The sequence below is a fragment of the Priestia endophytica genome (assembly GCF_026790145.1).
Taxonomy (GTDB): domain Bacteria; phylum Bacillota; class Bacilli; order Bacillales; family Bacillaceae_H; genus Bacillus_I; species Bacillus_I endophytica_A.
Genome location: NZ_JALAMS010000008.1, coordinates 46,292 through 62,625 on the forward strand (window position 1 = coordinate 46,292; position 16,334 = coordinate 62,625).

A 16,334-nucleotide genomic window follows, 5' to 3' on the forward strand; every position below is an offset into this window, starting at 1 on the left:
CCTGTTTCTTTATCTTTTCTAAAAATTCCGAAAACATTTAATGTGAAAAAGTCACAGAAATTCTGCGACTCTTCTTTTATACGAAAAACGGATGATCGTCGTTAATTAAAATGCGCTCAATCTTTTTTGCTTTACCTGTTTTATCTTCAAGATCAATTAGAACGGCACTAAGCTGTTTGCGACCTTCCTCTACTTCAAAGCGAACTGGTAAAGCTGTTTGAAAACGGCGTAGAACAGCTTCACGGCTCATTCCTAAAATTCCGTCATATGGACCTGTCATTCCAACATCTGAAATATAAGCCGTTCCTTTTGGAAGAACACGGTTATCTGCTGTTTGAACGTGTGTATGTGTACCAACAACAGCTGAAACACGGCCATCTACGTACCAACCAAGCGCTTGCTTTTCACTTGTTGCTTCTCCATGAAAATCAACAAAAATAAGGGACGTACGCTTGCGAGCTTCTTCGATAAGTTCATCGATTTTTTTAAATGGACAATCAATTGGAGGCAAGAACGCGCGACCTTGCAAGTTAATAACCGCGACTTCTGTATTTCGATATGGATAGAAAACAAGCCCTTTTCCTGGCGTTCCTTCTGGAAAGTTTGCAGGACGAACAAGCTGTTTTGCATTGTCAATGAAATCAAAAATCTCGCGCTTATCCCATGCATGGTTTCCTAGTGTAACAACGTGTGCTCCACTATTTAGAAATCCTCGGTAAATTTTCTCTGTAATTCCTTTACCATGTGCGGCATTTTCTCCGTTTACAATAATCATATTTGGAGAAAACTTTTGCTTTAGGCGTGGCAAATAGTCTTCTATCATTTCTCTTCCTGGAGAGCCTACAACATCTCCGACAAATAAAATCTTCATAATTAAATCCCTTCTACGTTCAAATTCTCATTTTAAGCTGATAGAAATAAGATAGTCTCGGAAACGATGTTTCCGAGACTATCTGGCGTTATTTATTTTGCATATTCAACGGCTCTTGTTTCACGAATAACCGTGACTTTAATGTGGCCAGGGTAATCGAGCTCCTCTTCAATTCGCTTGCGAATATCTCGAGCTAAACGATGCGCCTGTAGGTCATCAATCGTATCTGGTTTCACCATGATTCGAACTTCACGACCTGCTTGAATTGCAAATGATTTTTCGACGCCTTCGTAACCTTCTGAAATCTCTTCAAGTCTTTCTAAGCGACGAATATAGTTTTCAAGCGTTTCACTTCTTGCTCCAGGGCGTGCAGCCGAAAGCGCATCAGCAGCTGCTACAAGCACAGCGATAATTGATGTTGGTTCAGCGTCACCGTGGTGAGAAGCGATGGCATTAATGACAACAGGGTGCTCTTTATATTTTGTTGCGAGCTCAACCCCAATCTCAACGTGGCTTCCTTCTACTTCATGATCAATCGCTTTTCCAATATCATGAAGCAACCCTGCACGGCGTGCAAGAACGGCATCTTCCCCAAGCTCTGCTGCCATAAGGCCTGCTAGGAAAGCCACTTCCATGGAGTGTTTTAAGACGTTTTGACCATAGCTTGTACGGAACTTCAAGCGTCCTAAAATTTTAATTAAATCTGGATGGAGCCCGTGAACACCAACTTCAAATGTTGTTTGTTCTCCAACTTCTCGAATGTACTCATCAACCTCACGACGAGATTTTTCGACCATTTCCTCAATACGAGCTGGATGGATACGTCCATCTTGAACAAGTTTATCAAGTGCAATTCTTGCTGTTTCACGACGAATAGGATCAAAACCTGATAAAATGACTGCTTCTGGTGTATCATCAATAATAAGATCAATACCTGTTAATGTTTCTAGTGTTCGAATGTTTCGGCCTTCACGTCCGATAATTCGTCCTTTCATTTCGTCGTTTGGCAAGTTAACAACTGATACTGTTGTTTCAGCAACGTGGTCTGCTGCACATCTTTGGAGAGCAAGCGACAGGATTTCTTTTGCTTTCTTGTCCGCTTCTTCTTTTGCTCGATGTTCACTTTCTTTAATCATCACGGCCGCATCATGTGAGAGTTCATTCTCTACGCGGTCAAGAATAATTTGCTTCGCTTCTTCACGCGTTAAGCCTGAAATTCGTTCAAGCTCTGTTTGGTGAGCGGCTAGCATTTCTTCCGCTTTGCTTTCCATTTCTTCTATTTGTTGTTGTCTCTGTGTAAGAGAATGTTCTTTCCCTTCAAGTGCCGTTTCACGCTTGTCTAGCGTCTCGTCTTTTCGGTCAAGGTTCTCTTCTTTTTGCATTAAGCGATTATCTTGTTTTTGAAGCTCTGTTCGGCGAGTTCGAATTTCTTGCTCAGCTTCTGTACGAAGCTTGTGAATTTCGTCTTTCGCTTCTAGCAATGCTTCTTTTTTCAAGGATTCTGCTTCGCGTTTTCCTTCGTCCACAATCTGTTCCGCAGCACTTTTCGCGCCTGCGATCTTCGCCTCTGCAATAGATCTGCGAATAAAATACCCAACAACAATACCGACGATTAAGGTAAGCAAAGCGGAGATGATTGTAATAGTTTCCATCCTTTTCACCTCCTCTTGCTATAAGTAAATTGTCTTGTCGGCATGTACATTTTTCATGTTTCCATATACATACAAAGGCTTGTAAAAAAAAGCCGTCGCTATAAAAAAAGCGACCCGATTTTTGAGTCTTATATCAAAGCGAGCCGAACGGTAAGCAAAGCTTTTGACTCATGTTAACACATGCTCATTGAGCACGTGTCCGTTCTCCTATTCCATTGTAACATCAATTCGCTTTTTTACATAGCAACTGATTCATTACATTAATATAAGATATACATATTAATTGTAAAGGTGGCAAAATTTATTGTCAAGCCTTCCAATTTGTTCAAATTCTTTTCTTTGAAGGGATGAGAGTGATTTTCCACCTAGTTCCATTTTCTCCATTACTCTCTCTTTTTATGCTTAAAAGCTTTTCTACTCTATGTATATCAATATTTTATTATAAAAAAAAGGCTGAAAAAATCAGCCTTTTATTCTGGAACTTCTACTCTTTCTTGCTCTTCTGCCTGTTGGACCATCTCTTCATCTAAACCATGATGAAGACGAATTTGGTTACGAATCTCAGCAGCAATCTCTTTATTTTCTTTCAAGAACTGTTTCGCATTCTCGCGACCTTGTCCAAGACGTTCTTCGTTGTAAGAGTACCAAGCACCGCTTTTTTGAACGATATCAAGTTCAGAACCGATATCTAAAAGTTCACCTTCTCTTGACACACCTTCTCCATACATGATATCTACTTCAGCTGTACGGAATGGTGGCGCTACTTTATTTTTTACAACTTTAACTCTTGTTTTGTTTCCGACAACGTCGTTACCTTGTTTAAGCTGTTCTGCACGACGAATTTCAAGACGAACAGAAGAATAGAATTTAAGCGCGCGTCCACCAGGAGTTGTTTCTGGGTTACCGAACATTACGCCCACTTTTTCACGAATTTGGTTGATGAACAAAGCAATTGTGTTAGACTTGTTGATTGCACCTGAAAGCTTACGAAGAGCTTGTGACATAAGACGAGCTTGTAAACCAACATGTGAGTCACCCATTTCCCCTTCAATCTCTGCTTTTGGTACAAGAGCTGCAACAGAGTCGACAACAACAATATCAACAGCACCACTTCGTACAAGAGCTTCTGCGATTTCTAACGCTTGCTCACCTGTATCTGGCTGTGATAAAAGAAGTTCATCTACTTTTACACCTAAGTTTCTTGCATAAACTGGATCAAGAGCATGCTCTGCATCGATAAAAGCAGCTTGTCCACCTTCCGCTTGCACTTCTGCAATTGCATGTAGAGCAAACGTTGTTTTACCAGAGCTTTCTGGGCCGTATACTTCTACAATACGTCCACGTGGGTATCCACCTATTCCAAGTGCCACATCCAGTGCAAGTGAACCACTTGGAACGCTGGAAATCTTACGTTCAGTGTCTTCTCCTAATTTCATAATAGAACCTTTACCAAACTGTTTCTCAATTTGCTTTAAAGCCATATCTAATGCAGCTTGACGATCGCTCAATTGATTTCCTCCTTTAGCGCTTTGAAAGCACAATGTATTAAAACTATTGCTAGTATAATAGTCTGTTTTAAAAGCGAGTATCTCCTCTCCCACACGTTATTTTTCAGTGGGAGCTTCTATTACTACTATACATCTTTTTAAGTCATTTGCCAAGGAAAAAGTCGAACATTCATTCGATTTTTTCTCTATAAAAAACAGCGAGCTTTTATAGCTCACTGCCTTCTTTTAATAAGTAATATGCTCCATAGTTGACGGTTCTTTTGCGAATCCCTTCTCTTGTTCCTTGAAGGTTCAGTTCGTGAACAACCGTTTCTTTCCCTTCGATGGCAAGTCCAACAAAAACATGTCCAACAGGATGCCCTTCCGCTGTGTTTGGACCCGCAACTCCTGTGAAACTAATTCCTACTGATGTATTAAACTTTTCTTTTATTTTCTCAGCCATTTGGCGCGCACATTGTTCACTAATTGCGCCATGTTTTTGAAGAACGTCAGTGTCCACTCCTAAAACATGTTCTTTAATATTATCATGATATGTGACAATGCTACCTCTCATATGCTCACCAGAACCTGAGATACTTGTCATTCTTTCACTAAACAAGCCACCTGTTAAGCTTTCAGCACTTGCTAATGTCCAGTTCTTTTCACCAAGCTTTTTGAGCGCTTCAGAAAACAATGTTGTTTGGTCATATCCATAGAAGTATTCGCCAACGCGCTCTTGAATTTTACCTTCAATTTCTTTTAGTAAAGCTAATGCCCCTTCTTCTGTCTCATGCTTAGCTGTTAAGCGAAGCGTAACTTCCCCATCTCCTGCAAGCGGTGCAATTGTTGGATTGCTTTGAGCTTCTAAAAGATCTTCAATTTCCGTCTCGAGCTGTGATTCGCCAATCGCAAAAAAGCGCAGCACGCGAGAAATAATTTGATCTTTTACACCAAGGCGGTCTAAGATGTGAGGTTTTGCATAATTTTCAAACATTGGCTTCATTTCTTTTGGTGGTCCTGGAAGCATAATGTACGTTTTACCGTCAGCTTCAATGTACATTCCAGGCGCCATGCCGTGATCATTTAATAACACATCTGAGCCTTCTACAACAAGTGCCTGCTTTTCATTATTCGGTGTCATCACTCGCTTTGTTTTTACAAAATAGTCTTTGATAGAGGCAAGTGACTCCTCGTGTGATACAAGCGATCTTCCTAGTGATTTTGCAACGGTTTCTTTTGTTAAGTCGTCTTTTGTAGGCCCTAATCCTCCTGTGAAAATAAGAAGATCTGCGCGTTCCTTAGCTGCTTCAATCGCGGTTTCTAGACGTTTCGGATTATCTCCTACAACTGTGTGATAATACACATTTACACCTAGTGATGCAAGCTGTTTTGATAAAAATTGGGCGTTTGTGTTTGCGATTTGTCCAAGCAAAAGCTCAGACCCTACACCAATAATTTCTGCATTCATCAAAATCGTCTCCTTTAAATATACGTAAAAGGGATTTTAAACAAATTGTCTAAAATCCCTTTTCCTCTTATTTCGAGTTAATAAACACGTGCTTTCCTTTTACAAAGTAGTCCCACCCTGAAATAACGGTGAAAATAACCGCTATCCAAAGGGCAATCTCTCCAAACGGAATAGAAAGAAGAGAAAACGGTACATTGTGTAGAAGGAGCGCAGCAATTGCTACAATTTGAGCCCATGTTTTAATTTTGCCAAGCTGTCCAGCAGCAGATACTTCTCCTTCACCTGCTAGTAAAAGACGAAGACCTGTTACAGCAAATTCTCGGCTAATGATAACAATAACCATCCACGCTGGAGCAAGCTCAATATCTACAAGAACAATAAGAGCTGCTGAAACGAGGAGTTTATCTGCTAACGGATCTAGAAATTTCCCTAAGTTTGTGACCATGTTAAGCTTACGGGCATAGTAGCCGTCAATCCAATCCGTTGTTGAAGCAATGATAAAAATAATGGCTCCAACAAGATCTACAACAGGTAAGCTTGTCTCCCCAACATGTAGCGTGCCCCAATCAAAGCCCACTAACATAATAATAAGAAAAATAGGGATTAAAAATATTCGTGCTACAGTAATCTTATTTGGTAAATTCACAGTTGATTCCTCCAGTTATTCGGTACATACCAAGCTCGTATAGAAACGATTATGATTCGCTATTCGCTTCAGATCCATCATATTGAATGAAAACGTTCTGCGTTACGTTTTGCTTCGGATCGCTTGGATATTGAACAACTTCACCATTTACTTTCACTTCAACGCCAGGAGCAAAACCAACTCGGATTTTCACCTCTTGCTCATTCGTTAAATCAATGGTTTCTGTTTTGCCCTTTTGAAGCATACTGCTAAAGAAAGAGTTGCCTTTGCCATTTGTTACGCCTACCCATGAAGGAGTTGTAGCCGTAGCCGTTAATTCAAGCTTAAACTCGTCTGCTCCTTCAAGCTTGTATGTGCCTGCATTTGCTGCACCTTCTACAGCTGTAAGCTTGGATTTAGATTCATCTTTATCCGACTCTTTTTCCTCTTCTTTTTTAGCATCTTCTTTCTTTTCTGCTTCCTTATTATCATCCGTTTTTGTTGATGTTTGCTCACTGTCATCGTTACTATCTTCTTTTTGTGCATCTGATGACTGCTCTGACTGTGATTCGACTTGCGAATCAGTGCTGTTTGCCTGCTCTTTATCGTCTTTGTTGATGTAAAGAGCAATCACCCATCCTAAGACAAGGACACCAACTACAACAGCCGCAATGATGGCTTTTGGCAAGGCATCAAGCACTTTTGAATTTTTAGGAGCTACTTCCTTTGTTCTTGTTTTTACACGAGAAAGCTCTTCTGGAGCGACTTGGTGCTGTGCGGACGGTATGTCAGCCTGATACTGTTCAAACGTCTGTTCAACGTTTAACCCAACAGCTTCACAATACTGCTTAATAAACGCGCGCACGTAAAATTTCCCCGGCATTAAATCATAATTTCCTTCTTCAATTCCTGCCAAGTAACGCTTTTGGATTTTTGTTTCCTTTTGTAAATCTTCAAGCGATAAGCCTTTTTCAATACGTGCTTCTTTTAACCTTTTTCCTAACTCTGTCAATGCTAACACCTACCAATTATGCTAAAAATCAAACATAGAAAAACCATTCCCATCAATGAGGGATGGACCTTCAACGGGTTCGTATGTAATTTCCTCTTCTGGAGAGTTGCGTAATTCAATAATATAGGAAAAATCATCGAGTGTATACTCACTATTTTGCACAAAAATATCTGGATGTTCGATAATTTTTGTCGCATCAAGTCTCATCACTTCTCGCACAAGCTGCCAATGTTTTTCACTTGCCCGTTTTGTTGAAACAATACCGTCTAGAATAAACAAGTTATTTGGACTATATTCATCTTCAATAAGCTGACTTCGAATCGTTTGTTTTAAAAGCGTCGAGGAAACAAAAAGCCATCTCTTGTTCGCACAAACACTTGCAGCTACAATAGATTCTGTTTTCCCTACCCTAGGCATGCCTCTAATCCCAATAAGCTTATGACCTTCTTTTTTAAAAAGCTCTGCCATAAAATCAACAAGCAAACCAAGCTCATCACGCACAAACCGAAACGTTTTCTTATCGTCCGCATCGCGCTGAATATAGCGACCATGACGGACAGCAAGTCTATCGCGAAGTTTTGGCTCACGAAGCTTTGTTACCACTATATTATCCATCGTCTTTAAAATAGATTCAAGTCTTTTAATTTGGTCGTTAGAATCACAGCGAAGCAAAAGACCACGGCGCTGATCGTCTACTCCGTTTATCGTCACGATATTTATCGCTAACATCCCTAAAAGAGAGGAAATGTCTCCGAGTAAACCAGGACGGTTCTTTTGGATCTGATATTCTAAATACCATTCAATCTTTTCCATTGTCCGTGCTCCTATCTCCATTAATTCTTTCCATTCCTGCCTGTTTCTTTTCTACGTTTATGTATTCTAATATAAATGATTTTGTGGAAATAATAAACCATGAGTATGAATTTATGAACAATATTTTCAAAAATACACAAAAAAAGAGAGGATTACTCCTCTCTTATTTTTGTGACCCGTTATTTTGTACAAGTTTTACCATCATGTTAGCAATTGCGTGTTGCTCATCTTTAGAAGCAACGCTCCAAAGATCTGCTAAAATCTTTTCTTGCTCTGTTTTTGCTTCTACTTGGTTTGCTAAGTAATCGCCAATTTTATAAGCAAATTCTGAGACAACTTCATTATCCATACCTTGATTTTGAGCATGGTGAAGACGATCTCCTAAAAAGTTTTTCCACGTATCCCAGTTTTCTAAAACAGACATGAGGAACCCTCCTTGTTTGTAGTTTCGTTCCTTAGTTTGTCTGTTTTCTTGGCTTTTATGTATACCATCCACCATTTGCCGAAATAATTTGTCCTGTAATATAGGACGCTTTCTCTGACAATAAAAACTCAGCAACATTTGCCACTTCATCTGGACGGCCCATTCTGCCAAGAGGAATTTCTTCTTCCATCATTCTTTTTTCTTCTTCGTTAAAGTCAGCAACCATTGGTGTATCGATCACACCAGGAGCGATCGCATTAACGCGAATGCCGCTTAGTCCTACTTCTTTTGCCAGCGCCTTTACAAATGCATTTTGAGCTCCTTTTACAGTTGAATAAACGGTTTCACATGAAGCACCTGTTAATCCCCAAATCGATGAAACAAGCACAATGGATCCTTCACGCTTACGAACCATAGAAGGTAGAAGCTCTCGCACAAGACGAAGGGGAGATTGAACGTGAAGCATAAGCATATCGCTTAGTTCTTCATTACTAACGTCTGTTAACAAACCATACTGACTTTTCCCGCAGTTGTAGACAAGCGCATCGATTGGAACAACAATTTGTTGTAAAATCTCTGTTACGCCATCTTCTTTACTTAAGTCTCCACTTACAACGAACACTTCTGTTTGATCTTCAAGTTCTAAAGCTAAGGCTCGTACGCTTTCTTCATTACGATGATAGTGAAGAACAAGCCGATAATGATTAGAGAGCGTACGCGCTATTTCTTTCCCTATTCCTCCACTTGCTCCTGTGATAAGTACTGTTTTCACTTTTCTCCTCTTCCTTTCTGTTTGACCTATGAAAGCCCCCATTGAGTATCAATGGGGGCCGTTTTTATGACGGAACAACTTGACAAACGGTAAAGCACTTTTCATCAATTAAATCTTCCGCTACCTTTGTCATATCTTCTGTTGTTAATGCTTCAAGCGTCTCCACAACACGGAATAAATCCATATCGTTAAAAGCATAGCGTGTGAACTGATTTGCAATAAATTCAGGTGAATTGAGTGCTTGAAGAAATCCACCAATCTTTTTCTTACAAATGCGCTCAAACTGTTTTTTCTCTATTTCTTCATCTTTAAAGGAAAGCAAAACACTTTGGATTTCTTCAGTCAAGCGATCAGGATCTTCTGTATCTCCGCCAATAATCGCAAACCCAAATCCGCCCTCTTCTGTGTAGTCATATGAGAAAGTTTCATCGATAAGACCTTCATCATACATTTTCTCATAGTGTGAAGAGCTCTTTCCAAAAAGATAATCAAGAAGCACATTTACGCTTAGTTCATATTTTAAAAGCTCTTCTCCACTTCTATGCGGATTTTTCGCTTTGATTCCAACGAGACATTTAGAAGACTGAACAGACATTTTTAACACTTGTTTCTTCTCTGCTACCTCTTCTGGCTCATTGTCAAAATAACGTTTGATTTCATCTTGATCTTGATAATCTTTTTTTGCTTGATTTTCCCGAACAAACTCCATCACTTTCTCCGGATTTTGTGGACCTACAACAAAAAGAAGCATGTTGCTTGGGTGATAGAACGTATTGTAGCACGTATAAAGGTCATCCTTTGTTATGTGGCTAATCGATTCAATTGTTCCTGCGATATCAATTTTCACAGGATGGTTATGATACATGTTTTGGATAACACCGAAATATGCACGCCAGTCTGGATTGTCGTCATACATTGTAATTTCTTGTCCAATGATTCCTTTTTCTTTCTCAACCGTTTTTTCCGTAAAGTATGGTTCTTGCACAAAATCAATTAATGTTTCAAAATTTTCTTCGAAATTATTTGTGCTTGAAAACAAATAAGCTGTTCTTGTGAATGATGTAAATGCATTCGCTGAAGCTCCTTGTTTACTAAAGTTTTGGAAAACGTCGCCATCTTCTTTTTCAAAAAGTTTGTGCTCTAGAAAATGAGCAATTCCGTCCGGCACCGTAATTTTTTCGCGCTCTCCTAGCGGTACAAACGTATTATCAACTGAGCCGTATTTTGTTGTAAACGTTGCAAATGTTTTATTGAACCCTTCTTTTGGGAGAACATACACATCTAATCCACTATCCATTTTTTCGTAGTAAAGTTTTTCATTTAAATTTTCGAATGTAATTTCCTTCATTTTATTCACCACCCTCTCCTTTTAAGAAATAAATTGTATCAAGCTGAACTTTTTGGGCAACAGCAACAACTTCCTCTTTAGTGACAGCTTCAATTCTTTTTAAATATTCATCAATACTAACCTTATTTTCCGTCAGCTCATTATGATACATAACTTCAACAAGGCCTCTTGCTGTGTCAACTGTTTCTAAGAGTTGGTTGCGTATTACAGCTTTTGTTTGACTTAATGTGTTTTCATCAAAGTCGCCATTTTTCATTGCGTCACTTTGCTCTTTAATAATGGAAACCGCTTTGTCATAGTTTTTCATATCAATTCCTGACATGACCATTAAAAGTCCTTTATGACTTTCAACACGAGACGCTGCATAATAAGCAAGACTTTCTTTTTCCCTTACGTTTGCAAAAAGTTTGGAATGAGAAAAGCCACCGTAAATACCGTTGTATACTTGCAGCGCAAAATAGTCATCGTCTCCATAAACGATATTTGTTCGATACCCCATGTTTAATTTCCCTTGTTTAACAGGCTGCTTCTCTTCTACAACATTTTCTTTCTCTACAGACATTTGAGCTGGAGGTGAGATTTTACGCGCGCCTCTTTTTTCAAACGAAAAAATATCTTTTGTATACTGAACAACTTCGTCTTCCTGAATATCTCCAATCACATAAAGATCAGCACTATTTTCAGTTAGCATGTTTTTATAGTAGTCGTAAAGACTTTGAGCCGTAATTCCCTCAATATCTTCAAGTCGGCCGTTTACATGAAGATGATATGGTTCATTTTTGCACATTTCTTCTACAAGGCGCAGATTAGCATAGCGCATTTTATCATCAAAAACAGCTTGAATACGCTGTTTTAAAGCACGTTTTTCTTTTGCTACGATATCCTCTTTAAATACTCCATTTTCTAAAAGAGGGGCTGTAAGTACATCTCCTAGCAAACGCAGCGATTTTTCAAGCAATGGTGTTTGATCTCTTAAATATTTTTCATTTGCTACATCAACGCGAAACGTCATAACATGATGTTCACCTTTTTTCATCAAATCCACCTGTAAAGAAGCTCCATACAAGTCTTCTAGATATCCTTGAAGCTCTTTTGAAGATGAAAGGCTAGCTGTTGCACTTTGAAGTACATATGGAAGCAATGCGCGATGCGTAACCGTTTCTTCTTCAAGGGGTGCGCTCAGCTTTAAAAGAATTGTATTTGTTTTATATTTTTCAGTTTTGATTGTATGTAACACTAAGCCGTCAAGCTCATGTTTGTTTTCTGATAAAATTTTCAAATCGTATCCTCCTTCAAAATAAGCAGTCTTTTTTGCTATAGTTCTATTGTGCATCTTGTTTATCTTTTTTAATCTTCCTTTTAATATAGCGAAAAGAAGACCTCTTTTTCAAGAAAAAAAGCCCTTCCTACCCAAATGTAGGAAGAGCTTCTATTTATGTTATGCCTATACACGTTTTCGCAAAACATGAAAATCAAATTGATCTGCTTTAAAATAGTTGACAGAGTATAAAATCGGCTCGTCATTTTGATCATAATGCATTTGTTTCAAAACAAGCAGCGCCGTTTCTGGATCGCACTGCAAAATAGGTGACACTTTGTCGTGATAGCCAAGCGGGACAATTTTAGTAACCGCATAGGAAATAAATTTCCCTGCTCTTTCATGAAGCGCATCTAGCAGCGATTCTCTATTATAAACAAACGGCTCTTTAAAATGCTTTTGAAGCACTTTATCAATACAGTAAATAACAGGCTGTCCATCTGCCGTACGAACACGTTCAACTTGAAGAACTTCTTCATCTTCCTCACAGTTGAACCGCTTCATATCATTGTCTGTTAATGCTTGAGTTGTTGAGGAAATAAAAATCGTGCCTGGCGTCATGCCTCCTTGAAGAATCATGTCTGTTACGCTTGAAAGTTGCTCAATTCCAGCGCTAAAAGCTGGTTTTGTATTTACAAACGTTCCAACGCCGTGTCGTCTTGTAATTACGTTTTCTTCCTCTAAAATACGGAGTGCTTCACGAAGCGTTGCTCGGCTTACTCCGAGCTTTTTAGCCAAACTAAACTCTGAAGGAAGCTTTTCTCTCTCTCTATATGTGCCATCTTCAATTTGGTTTTTTAACTGCTCAATCACTTGCAGATATAGATGCTGACCTTCCGTCTTTATCGACATACTGACGTTCCCCCACTATGTTTACTAAAGAGTGCATGAGTAATTTCCATAACTATAACATTTTTCGACAAAATTATGAATACTTTTTATCCTAATTCTTCGTCTTGTTCTTTTGAAATAAGAACAGAGCGGGGTTTGCTTCCCTCATAAGGCCCTACAACGCCTCTCACTTCCATTTCATCAATAAGTCTTGCTGCCCTGTTATAGCCAATGCGGAAGCGGCGCTGAAGCATTGAAACGGAAGCCGTTTGCATTTGAGCTACAAGGTCGACAGCTTCTGCATAGAGCTCATCTGATGCTTCTTCTTTTACTTCTGCTTCATCGCTTGGAATCATTTCTTCCTGATACTGTGCTTTTTGCTGTTCAATGACAAAGTTCACAACAGATTCAACTTCACTATCAGATAAAAAGGCGCCTTGAACACGTACAGGTTTGGAAGCCCCAACAGGTAAGAATAGCATGTCACCTCGTCCAAGCAATTTCTCAGCTCCGCCTCCATCTAAAATTGTACGTGAGTCTGTTTGAGAAGAAACGCTAAAAGCAATACGAGATGGGATATTTGCTTTAATAACTCCTGTAATAACGTCAACAGACGGACGCTGTGTTGCAATAATAAGATGAATACCAGCAGCACGCGCCATTTGAGCAAGACGTGTAATCGCATCTTCTACATCTGAAGAAGCGACCATCATTAAGTCGGCAAGCTCGTCTACAATAACAACGATATATGGAAGTGTTGGTTGTTTTCCATCTTCATTTTCATTATGACGAAGAATGTGCTCATTATATCCTTCAATATTACGTGTTCCTGTATGAGAGAAAAGCTCATATCTTCTTTCCATTTCACTTACGACCCGTTTCAAAGCTTGAGAAGCTTTCTTAGGATCTGTTACAACTGGGGCTAATAAGTGTGGAATGCCGTTATACACATTAAGCTCTACCATTTTTGGATCAATCATCATCATTTTTACTTCATGTGGTTTTGTACGCATAAGCAAGCTAATGATAATGCCGTTAATACACACACTTTTTCCGCTTCCTGTTGCACCTGCTACAAGTAAGTGAGGCATTTTATTCAGCTCTGCTAGCATCGCTTCACCTGAAATATCACGACCAAGCGCAATCAGCAGCTTAGCTTTTTCATTTTGGTCTGTTGCTTGCAGTACTTCACGAAGAGAAACCATTGAAATTTCATCGTTTGGCACCTCAATACCGACTGCTGATTTCCCTGGAATTGGAGCCTCAATTCGGATGTCTTTTGCTGCTAATGCAAGCGCTAAGTCATCACTTAAGTTCACAATTTTACTTACTTTCACCCCAACGTCTGGATATACTTCATAGCGCGTTACCGCTGGCCCAAGGTGAACTTTTGCCACTTTTGCTTTTACTCCAAAGCTTTGGAAAGTTTCCTCAAGCTTACGCGCATTTTTGTAAATTCCTTTATGCTCTTTCTTCTGGCTGCTGTTTTTCGGCATTGTAAGTAAATTGATAGAAGGAAGCTTATAATCTTCATTTTCAACTTCTGTAAACGTCATTGGCACAGAAGATGAGTTTCCTTCTGATTTCTCTTCCTTTTCCTCCCGCTGCTGACCGACGGGCTGTGTTGGTTGTGTTGGTTGTGTTGGTTTTTCTTCTTGTTGTTCTGCTACAGACTGTGCCTGATGATCAAAGTGAGCGATAATTGGGGTTGTTTCTTCCTCAACAGCCGCTGCTTCATTACTTTCAGACTCATCTTCCTCTTCTTTTTCCTTTTTCTTTGCACGAGACGAGCGCGTTCCTTGTGAAGACGTTTTTTTCTTCTTTGGACGCTTCAACCAATCTTTGAAATCTTCCACCATTTCCTTGCATTCGCGTACAACAAATGTAAAAAGAGGATGAAAGATTTTAAACAATGTTTCTTGAAGCGACTTTCCTGTAATTAAAATAATACTTGCTAAAATCATAATAATCGCAAAAAGCTCTGTTCCTAAGTCATCGAACAGAAAATGCGTGATAGCAAACATAATGGCTCCAGCCATCCCGCCGCCAAGATCGCTTGTTCCTTCATTCCCACTTGCTTCTAGCATAAAAAGCTGCCATGTATTCAATAAAACAGATGGATTTGCAAATCGTCCATCTCGCGTTAAATTTTCAAAAAGCGTAACATGACTGAATAAAAGAAGTGCCAACAACAGTAAATAAATGCCAAAAAGCTGGCGATTTATAAGGATTGGCCATCTTCTCTTCCAAATTAAATATCCAGCGACAATAATTAAGCCGAGAAGAAGAACCATATACCATTCTCCTGCTACAAAACGAACGAGTAAAACAAGAGAACGACCTACAATGCCAAGCTTCGCCATGGCAAGCAGAGCAAGCGCAATGAGCGCAATCCCAATAAGCTCACTTTTAATAACATGCTTCCAATCCGCTTTTTTGGTCTTTCCTCGCTTTTTTTGTTTAGCCATTTTGTCACTCCAATCTTGTCCCTCATTTTCTTCTATCTTTAAACACGCTTCTCGCTATTGATGAAAAAGGCCTTCATATGTATTGTCAGAACAACGTTGCACAAAAAAGCAGCCAATATGGCTGCTTTTCTATGGCTATGCTCCTCATTATACCATAATCATGTTTTAATAGCGGAACAATTTTATTGTAATGTGGGGATAATAGCTCCTGGAGTATAGCGTGAATCAAGGTAGTGGCTCGGGTCTGTACTTAGATTGCGAACAACCTCATAATCGCTGTTAGCATTTTTTGATACAACGAGCGGACATCCATTTACATTTATCATTTGTTGTGTTGTGAATGTGCTATTTTCTCCTCCAAAAACAAGTTCATTAGGAAGCATTGTATAATGAATCATTGTAGAAGCTGTTGATTCTCCTTTCCTCTTGCGTCAATAAGCTCGTTTAACTTATTCATCGCATGTCCAACTCCGCCTACTTCGTCAATGAGACCGTATTCAACTGCGTCACGTCCCACGACGTTTGTTCCGATATCTCGGGTTAAGTTTCCTTTTGACATCATAAGCTCTTTAAACTTTTCTTCTGAGATGTTTGAATGTTTGGTTACAAATTGAACAACTCTGTCCTGCATCTTATCCAAATATTCAAATGTTTGAGGCACACCAATAACAAGTCCTGTTAACCGTACAGGATGAATTGTCATTGTAGCTGTTTCTGTGATGAATGAATAATCTGTTGCAACTGCAATTGGTACACCGATAGAATGCCCCCCACCAAGTACAATTGAAACGGCTGGTTTAGAAAGTGAAGAAAGCATTTCAGAAATAGCAAGACCTGCTTCAACATCCCCTCCTACTGTGTTTAAAATAATTAGAAGTCCTTCAATATTTGGGTTTTGCTCAATTGCTACAATTTGAGGAATAACGTGTTCATACTTTGTTGTTTTATTTTGGGGTGGAAGCTGCATATGCCCTTCAATTTGACCAACAATCGTCAAACAGTGAATTTTTGAATCAGGAGCTTGTGGTATATTTGTTTGGCCAAGCTGCTGAATTTTCTCCAATAACTCACTTTTTTGTTCTTGTCCTCCCTGTTCATTCTCTCTTGCAGGCTGTTGATTTTGATCGGTCATAATGAAACTCCTTTCACACTCAGTAATACTGTTATTATGAACGTTTCCTCTAAAATCATGCTTCTTCATCTCAAAAAATAAGCAAACAAAAAGCTCTACGCCTTATAGACGTA

Annotated in this window: 15 protein-coding genes; all 15 read right to left on the reverse strand. The window is 39.2% G+C overall.

Annotation, left to right across the window (positions count from 1 at the left end):
* Positions 1-76: 76 nt before the first annotated feature.
* Complete coding sequence (locus tag MOC86_RS07375) at positions 77-871, reverse strand: TIGR00282 family metallophosphoesterase (protein WP_268583541.1); 795 nt, start codon at positions 869-871, stop codon at positions 77-79.
* A 92-nt stretch (positions 872-963) separates the two neighbouring features.
* The gene (gene rny / locus MOC86_RS07380) at positions 964-2,523 is read right to left on the reverse strand and encodes a ribonuclease Y (protein WP_061801667.1); all 1,560 of its coding nucleotides are present in this window, start codon (positions 2,521-2,523) and stop codon (positions 964-966) included.
* 470 nt (positions 2,524-2,993) lie between these two features.
* Entirely contained in the window at positions 2,994-4,031 is a 1,038-nt protein-coding gene (gene recA / locus MOC86_RS07385; RefSeq protein ID WP_268583542.1) for a recombinase RecA, read from the reverse strand.
* Positions 4,032-4,236: 205 nt separating this feature from the next.
* Positions 4,237-5,478, reverse strand: a complete 1,242-nt coding sequence (locus MOC86_RS07390) for a competence/damage-inducible protein A (protein WP_268583544.1) — start codon at positions 5,476-5,478, stop codon at positions 4,237-4,239.
* Between the two features lie 67 nt (positions 5,479-5,545).
* Positions 5,546-6,124, reverse strand: a complete 579-nt coding sequence (pgsA, locus tag MOC86_RS07395) for a CDP-diacylglycerol--glycerol-3-phosphate 3-phosphatidyltransferase (RefSeq protein ID WP_268583546.1) — start codon at positions 6,122-6,124, stop codon at positions 5,546-5,548.
* A 49-nt stretch (positions 6,125-6,173) separates the two neighbouring features.
* Positions 6,174-7,124: a helix-turn-helix domain-containing protein gene (locus MOC86_RS07400; protein ID WP_243518304.1), complete on the reverse strand. Its 951-nt coding sequence runs from the start codon at positions 7,122-7,124 to the stop codon at positions 6,174-6,176.
* 12 nt (positions 7,125-7,136) lie between these two features.
* The gene (locus MOC86_RS07405; protein WP_019391878.1) at positions 7,137-7,928 is read right to left on the reverse strand and encodes a YmfK family protein; all 792 of its coding nucleotides are present in this window, start codon (positions 7,926-7,928) and stop codon (positions 7,137-7,139) included.
* A 163-nt stretch (positions 7,929-8,091) separates the two neighbouring features.
* Complete coding sequence (locus MOC86_RS07410; RefSeq protein ID WP_243518301.1) at positions 8,092-8,352, reverse strand: DUF3243 domain-containing protein; 261 nt, start codon at positions 8,350-8,352, stop codon at positions 8,092-8,094.
* Positions 8,353-8,407: 55 nt separating this feature from the next.
* Positions 8,408-9,124 (reverse strand): elongation factor P 5-aminopentanone reductase, encoded by a 717-nt coding sequence (gene ymfI / locus MOC86_RS07415; RefSeq protein ID WP_326847711.1) that lies wholly within the window; start codon positions 9,122-9,124, stop codon positions 8,408-8,410.
* A 64-nt stretch (positions 9,125-9,188) separates the two neighbouring features.
* On the reverse strand, positions 9,189-10,472 hold the full coding sequence (yfmH, locus tag MOC86_RS07420) for an EF-P 5-aminopentanol modification-associated protein YfmH (RefSeq protein ID WP_268583549.1): 1,284 nt from the start codon (positions 10,470-10,472) through the stop codon (positions 9,189-9,191).
* A 1-nt stretch (position 10,473) separates the two neighbouring features.
* Complete coding sequence (gene yfmF / locus MOC86_RS07425) at positions 10,474-11,745, reverse strand: EF-P 5-aminopentanol modification-associated protein YfmF (protein WP_419146612.1); 1,272 nt, start codon at positions 11,743-11,745, stop codon at positions 10,474-10,476.
* Positions 11,746-11,916: 171 nt separating this feature from the next.
* Entirely contained in the window at positions 11,917-12,642 is a 726-nt protein-coding gene (locus MOC86_RS07430) for a GntR family transcriptional regulator (protein ID WP_061801674.1), read from the reverse strand.
* An 86-nt stretch (positions 12,643-12,728) separates the two neighbouring features.
* Positions 12,729-15,089 (reverse strand): DNA translocase FtsK, encoded by a 2,361-nt coding sequence (locus MOC86_RS07435; protein WP_268583551.1) that lies wholly within the window; start codon positions 15,087-15,089, stop codon positions 12,729-12,731.
* A 182-nt stretch (positions 15,090-15,271) separates the two neighbouring features.
* Entirely contained in the window at positions 15,272-15,487 is a 216-nt protein-coding gene (locus MOC86_RS07440; protein ID WP_268583553.1) for a YlzJ-like family protein, read from the reverse strand.
* Positions 15,484-16,221 (reverse strand): ClpP family protease, encoded by a 738-nt coding sequence (locus MOC86_RS07445; protein WP_268583555.1) that lies wholly within the window; start codon positions 16,219-16,221, stop codon positions 15,484-15,486. The genes MOC86_RS07440 and MOC86_RS07445 overlap by 4 nt, the downstream gene beginning before the upstream one ends.
* Positions 16,222-16,334 lie beyond the last annotated feature (113 nt).

Excerpts from the sequence above, each read along its gene's own strand:
- MOC86_RS07430 (WP_061801674.1), bottom strand. The coding sequence starts at position 12,642 with ATGTCGATAAAGACGGAAGGTCAGCATCTATATCTGCAAGTGATTGAG.
- MOC86_RS07375 (WP_268583541.1), bottom strand. The coding sequence starts at position 871 with ATGAAGATTTTATTTGTCGGAGATGTTGTAGGCTCTCCAGGAAGAGAA.
- MOC86_RS07390 (WP_268583544.1), bottom strand. The coding sequence starts at position 5,478 with ATGAATGCAGAAATTATTGGTGTAGGGTCTGAGCTTTTGCTTGGACAA.
- MOC86_RS07445 (WP_268583555.1), bottom strand. The coding sequence starts at position 16,221 with ATGACCGATCAAAATCAACAGCCTGCAAGAGAGAATGAACAGGGAGGA.
- MOC86_RS07440 (WP_268583553.1), bottom strand. The coding sequence starts at position 15,487 with ATGATTCATTATACAATGCTTCCTAATGAACTTGTTTTTGGAGGAGAA.
- MOC86_RS07405 (WP_019391878.1), bottom strand. The coding sequence starts at position 7,928 with ATGGAAAAGATTGAATGGTATTTAGAATATCAGATCCAAAAGAACCGT.
- rny (WP_061801667.1), bottom strand. The coding sequence starts at position 2,523 with ATGGAAACTATTACAATCATCTCCGCTTTGCTTACCTTAATCGTCGGT.
- MOC86_RS07435 (WP_268583551.1), bottom strand. The coding sequence starts at position 15,089 with ATGGCTAAACAAAAAAAGCGAGGAAAGACCAAAAAAGCGGATTGGAAG.
- yfmH (WP_268583549.1), bottom strand. The coding sequence starts at position 10,472 with ATGAAGGAAATTACATTCGAAAATTTAAATGAAAAACTTTACTACGAA.
- MOC86_RS07410 (WP_243518301.1), bottom strand. The coding sequence starts at position 8,352 with ATGTCTGTTTTAGAAAACTGGGATACGTGGAAAAACTTTTTAGGAGAT.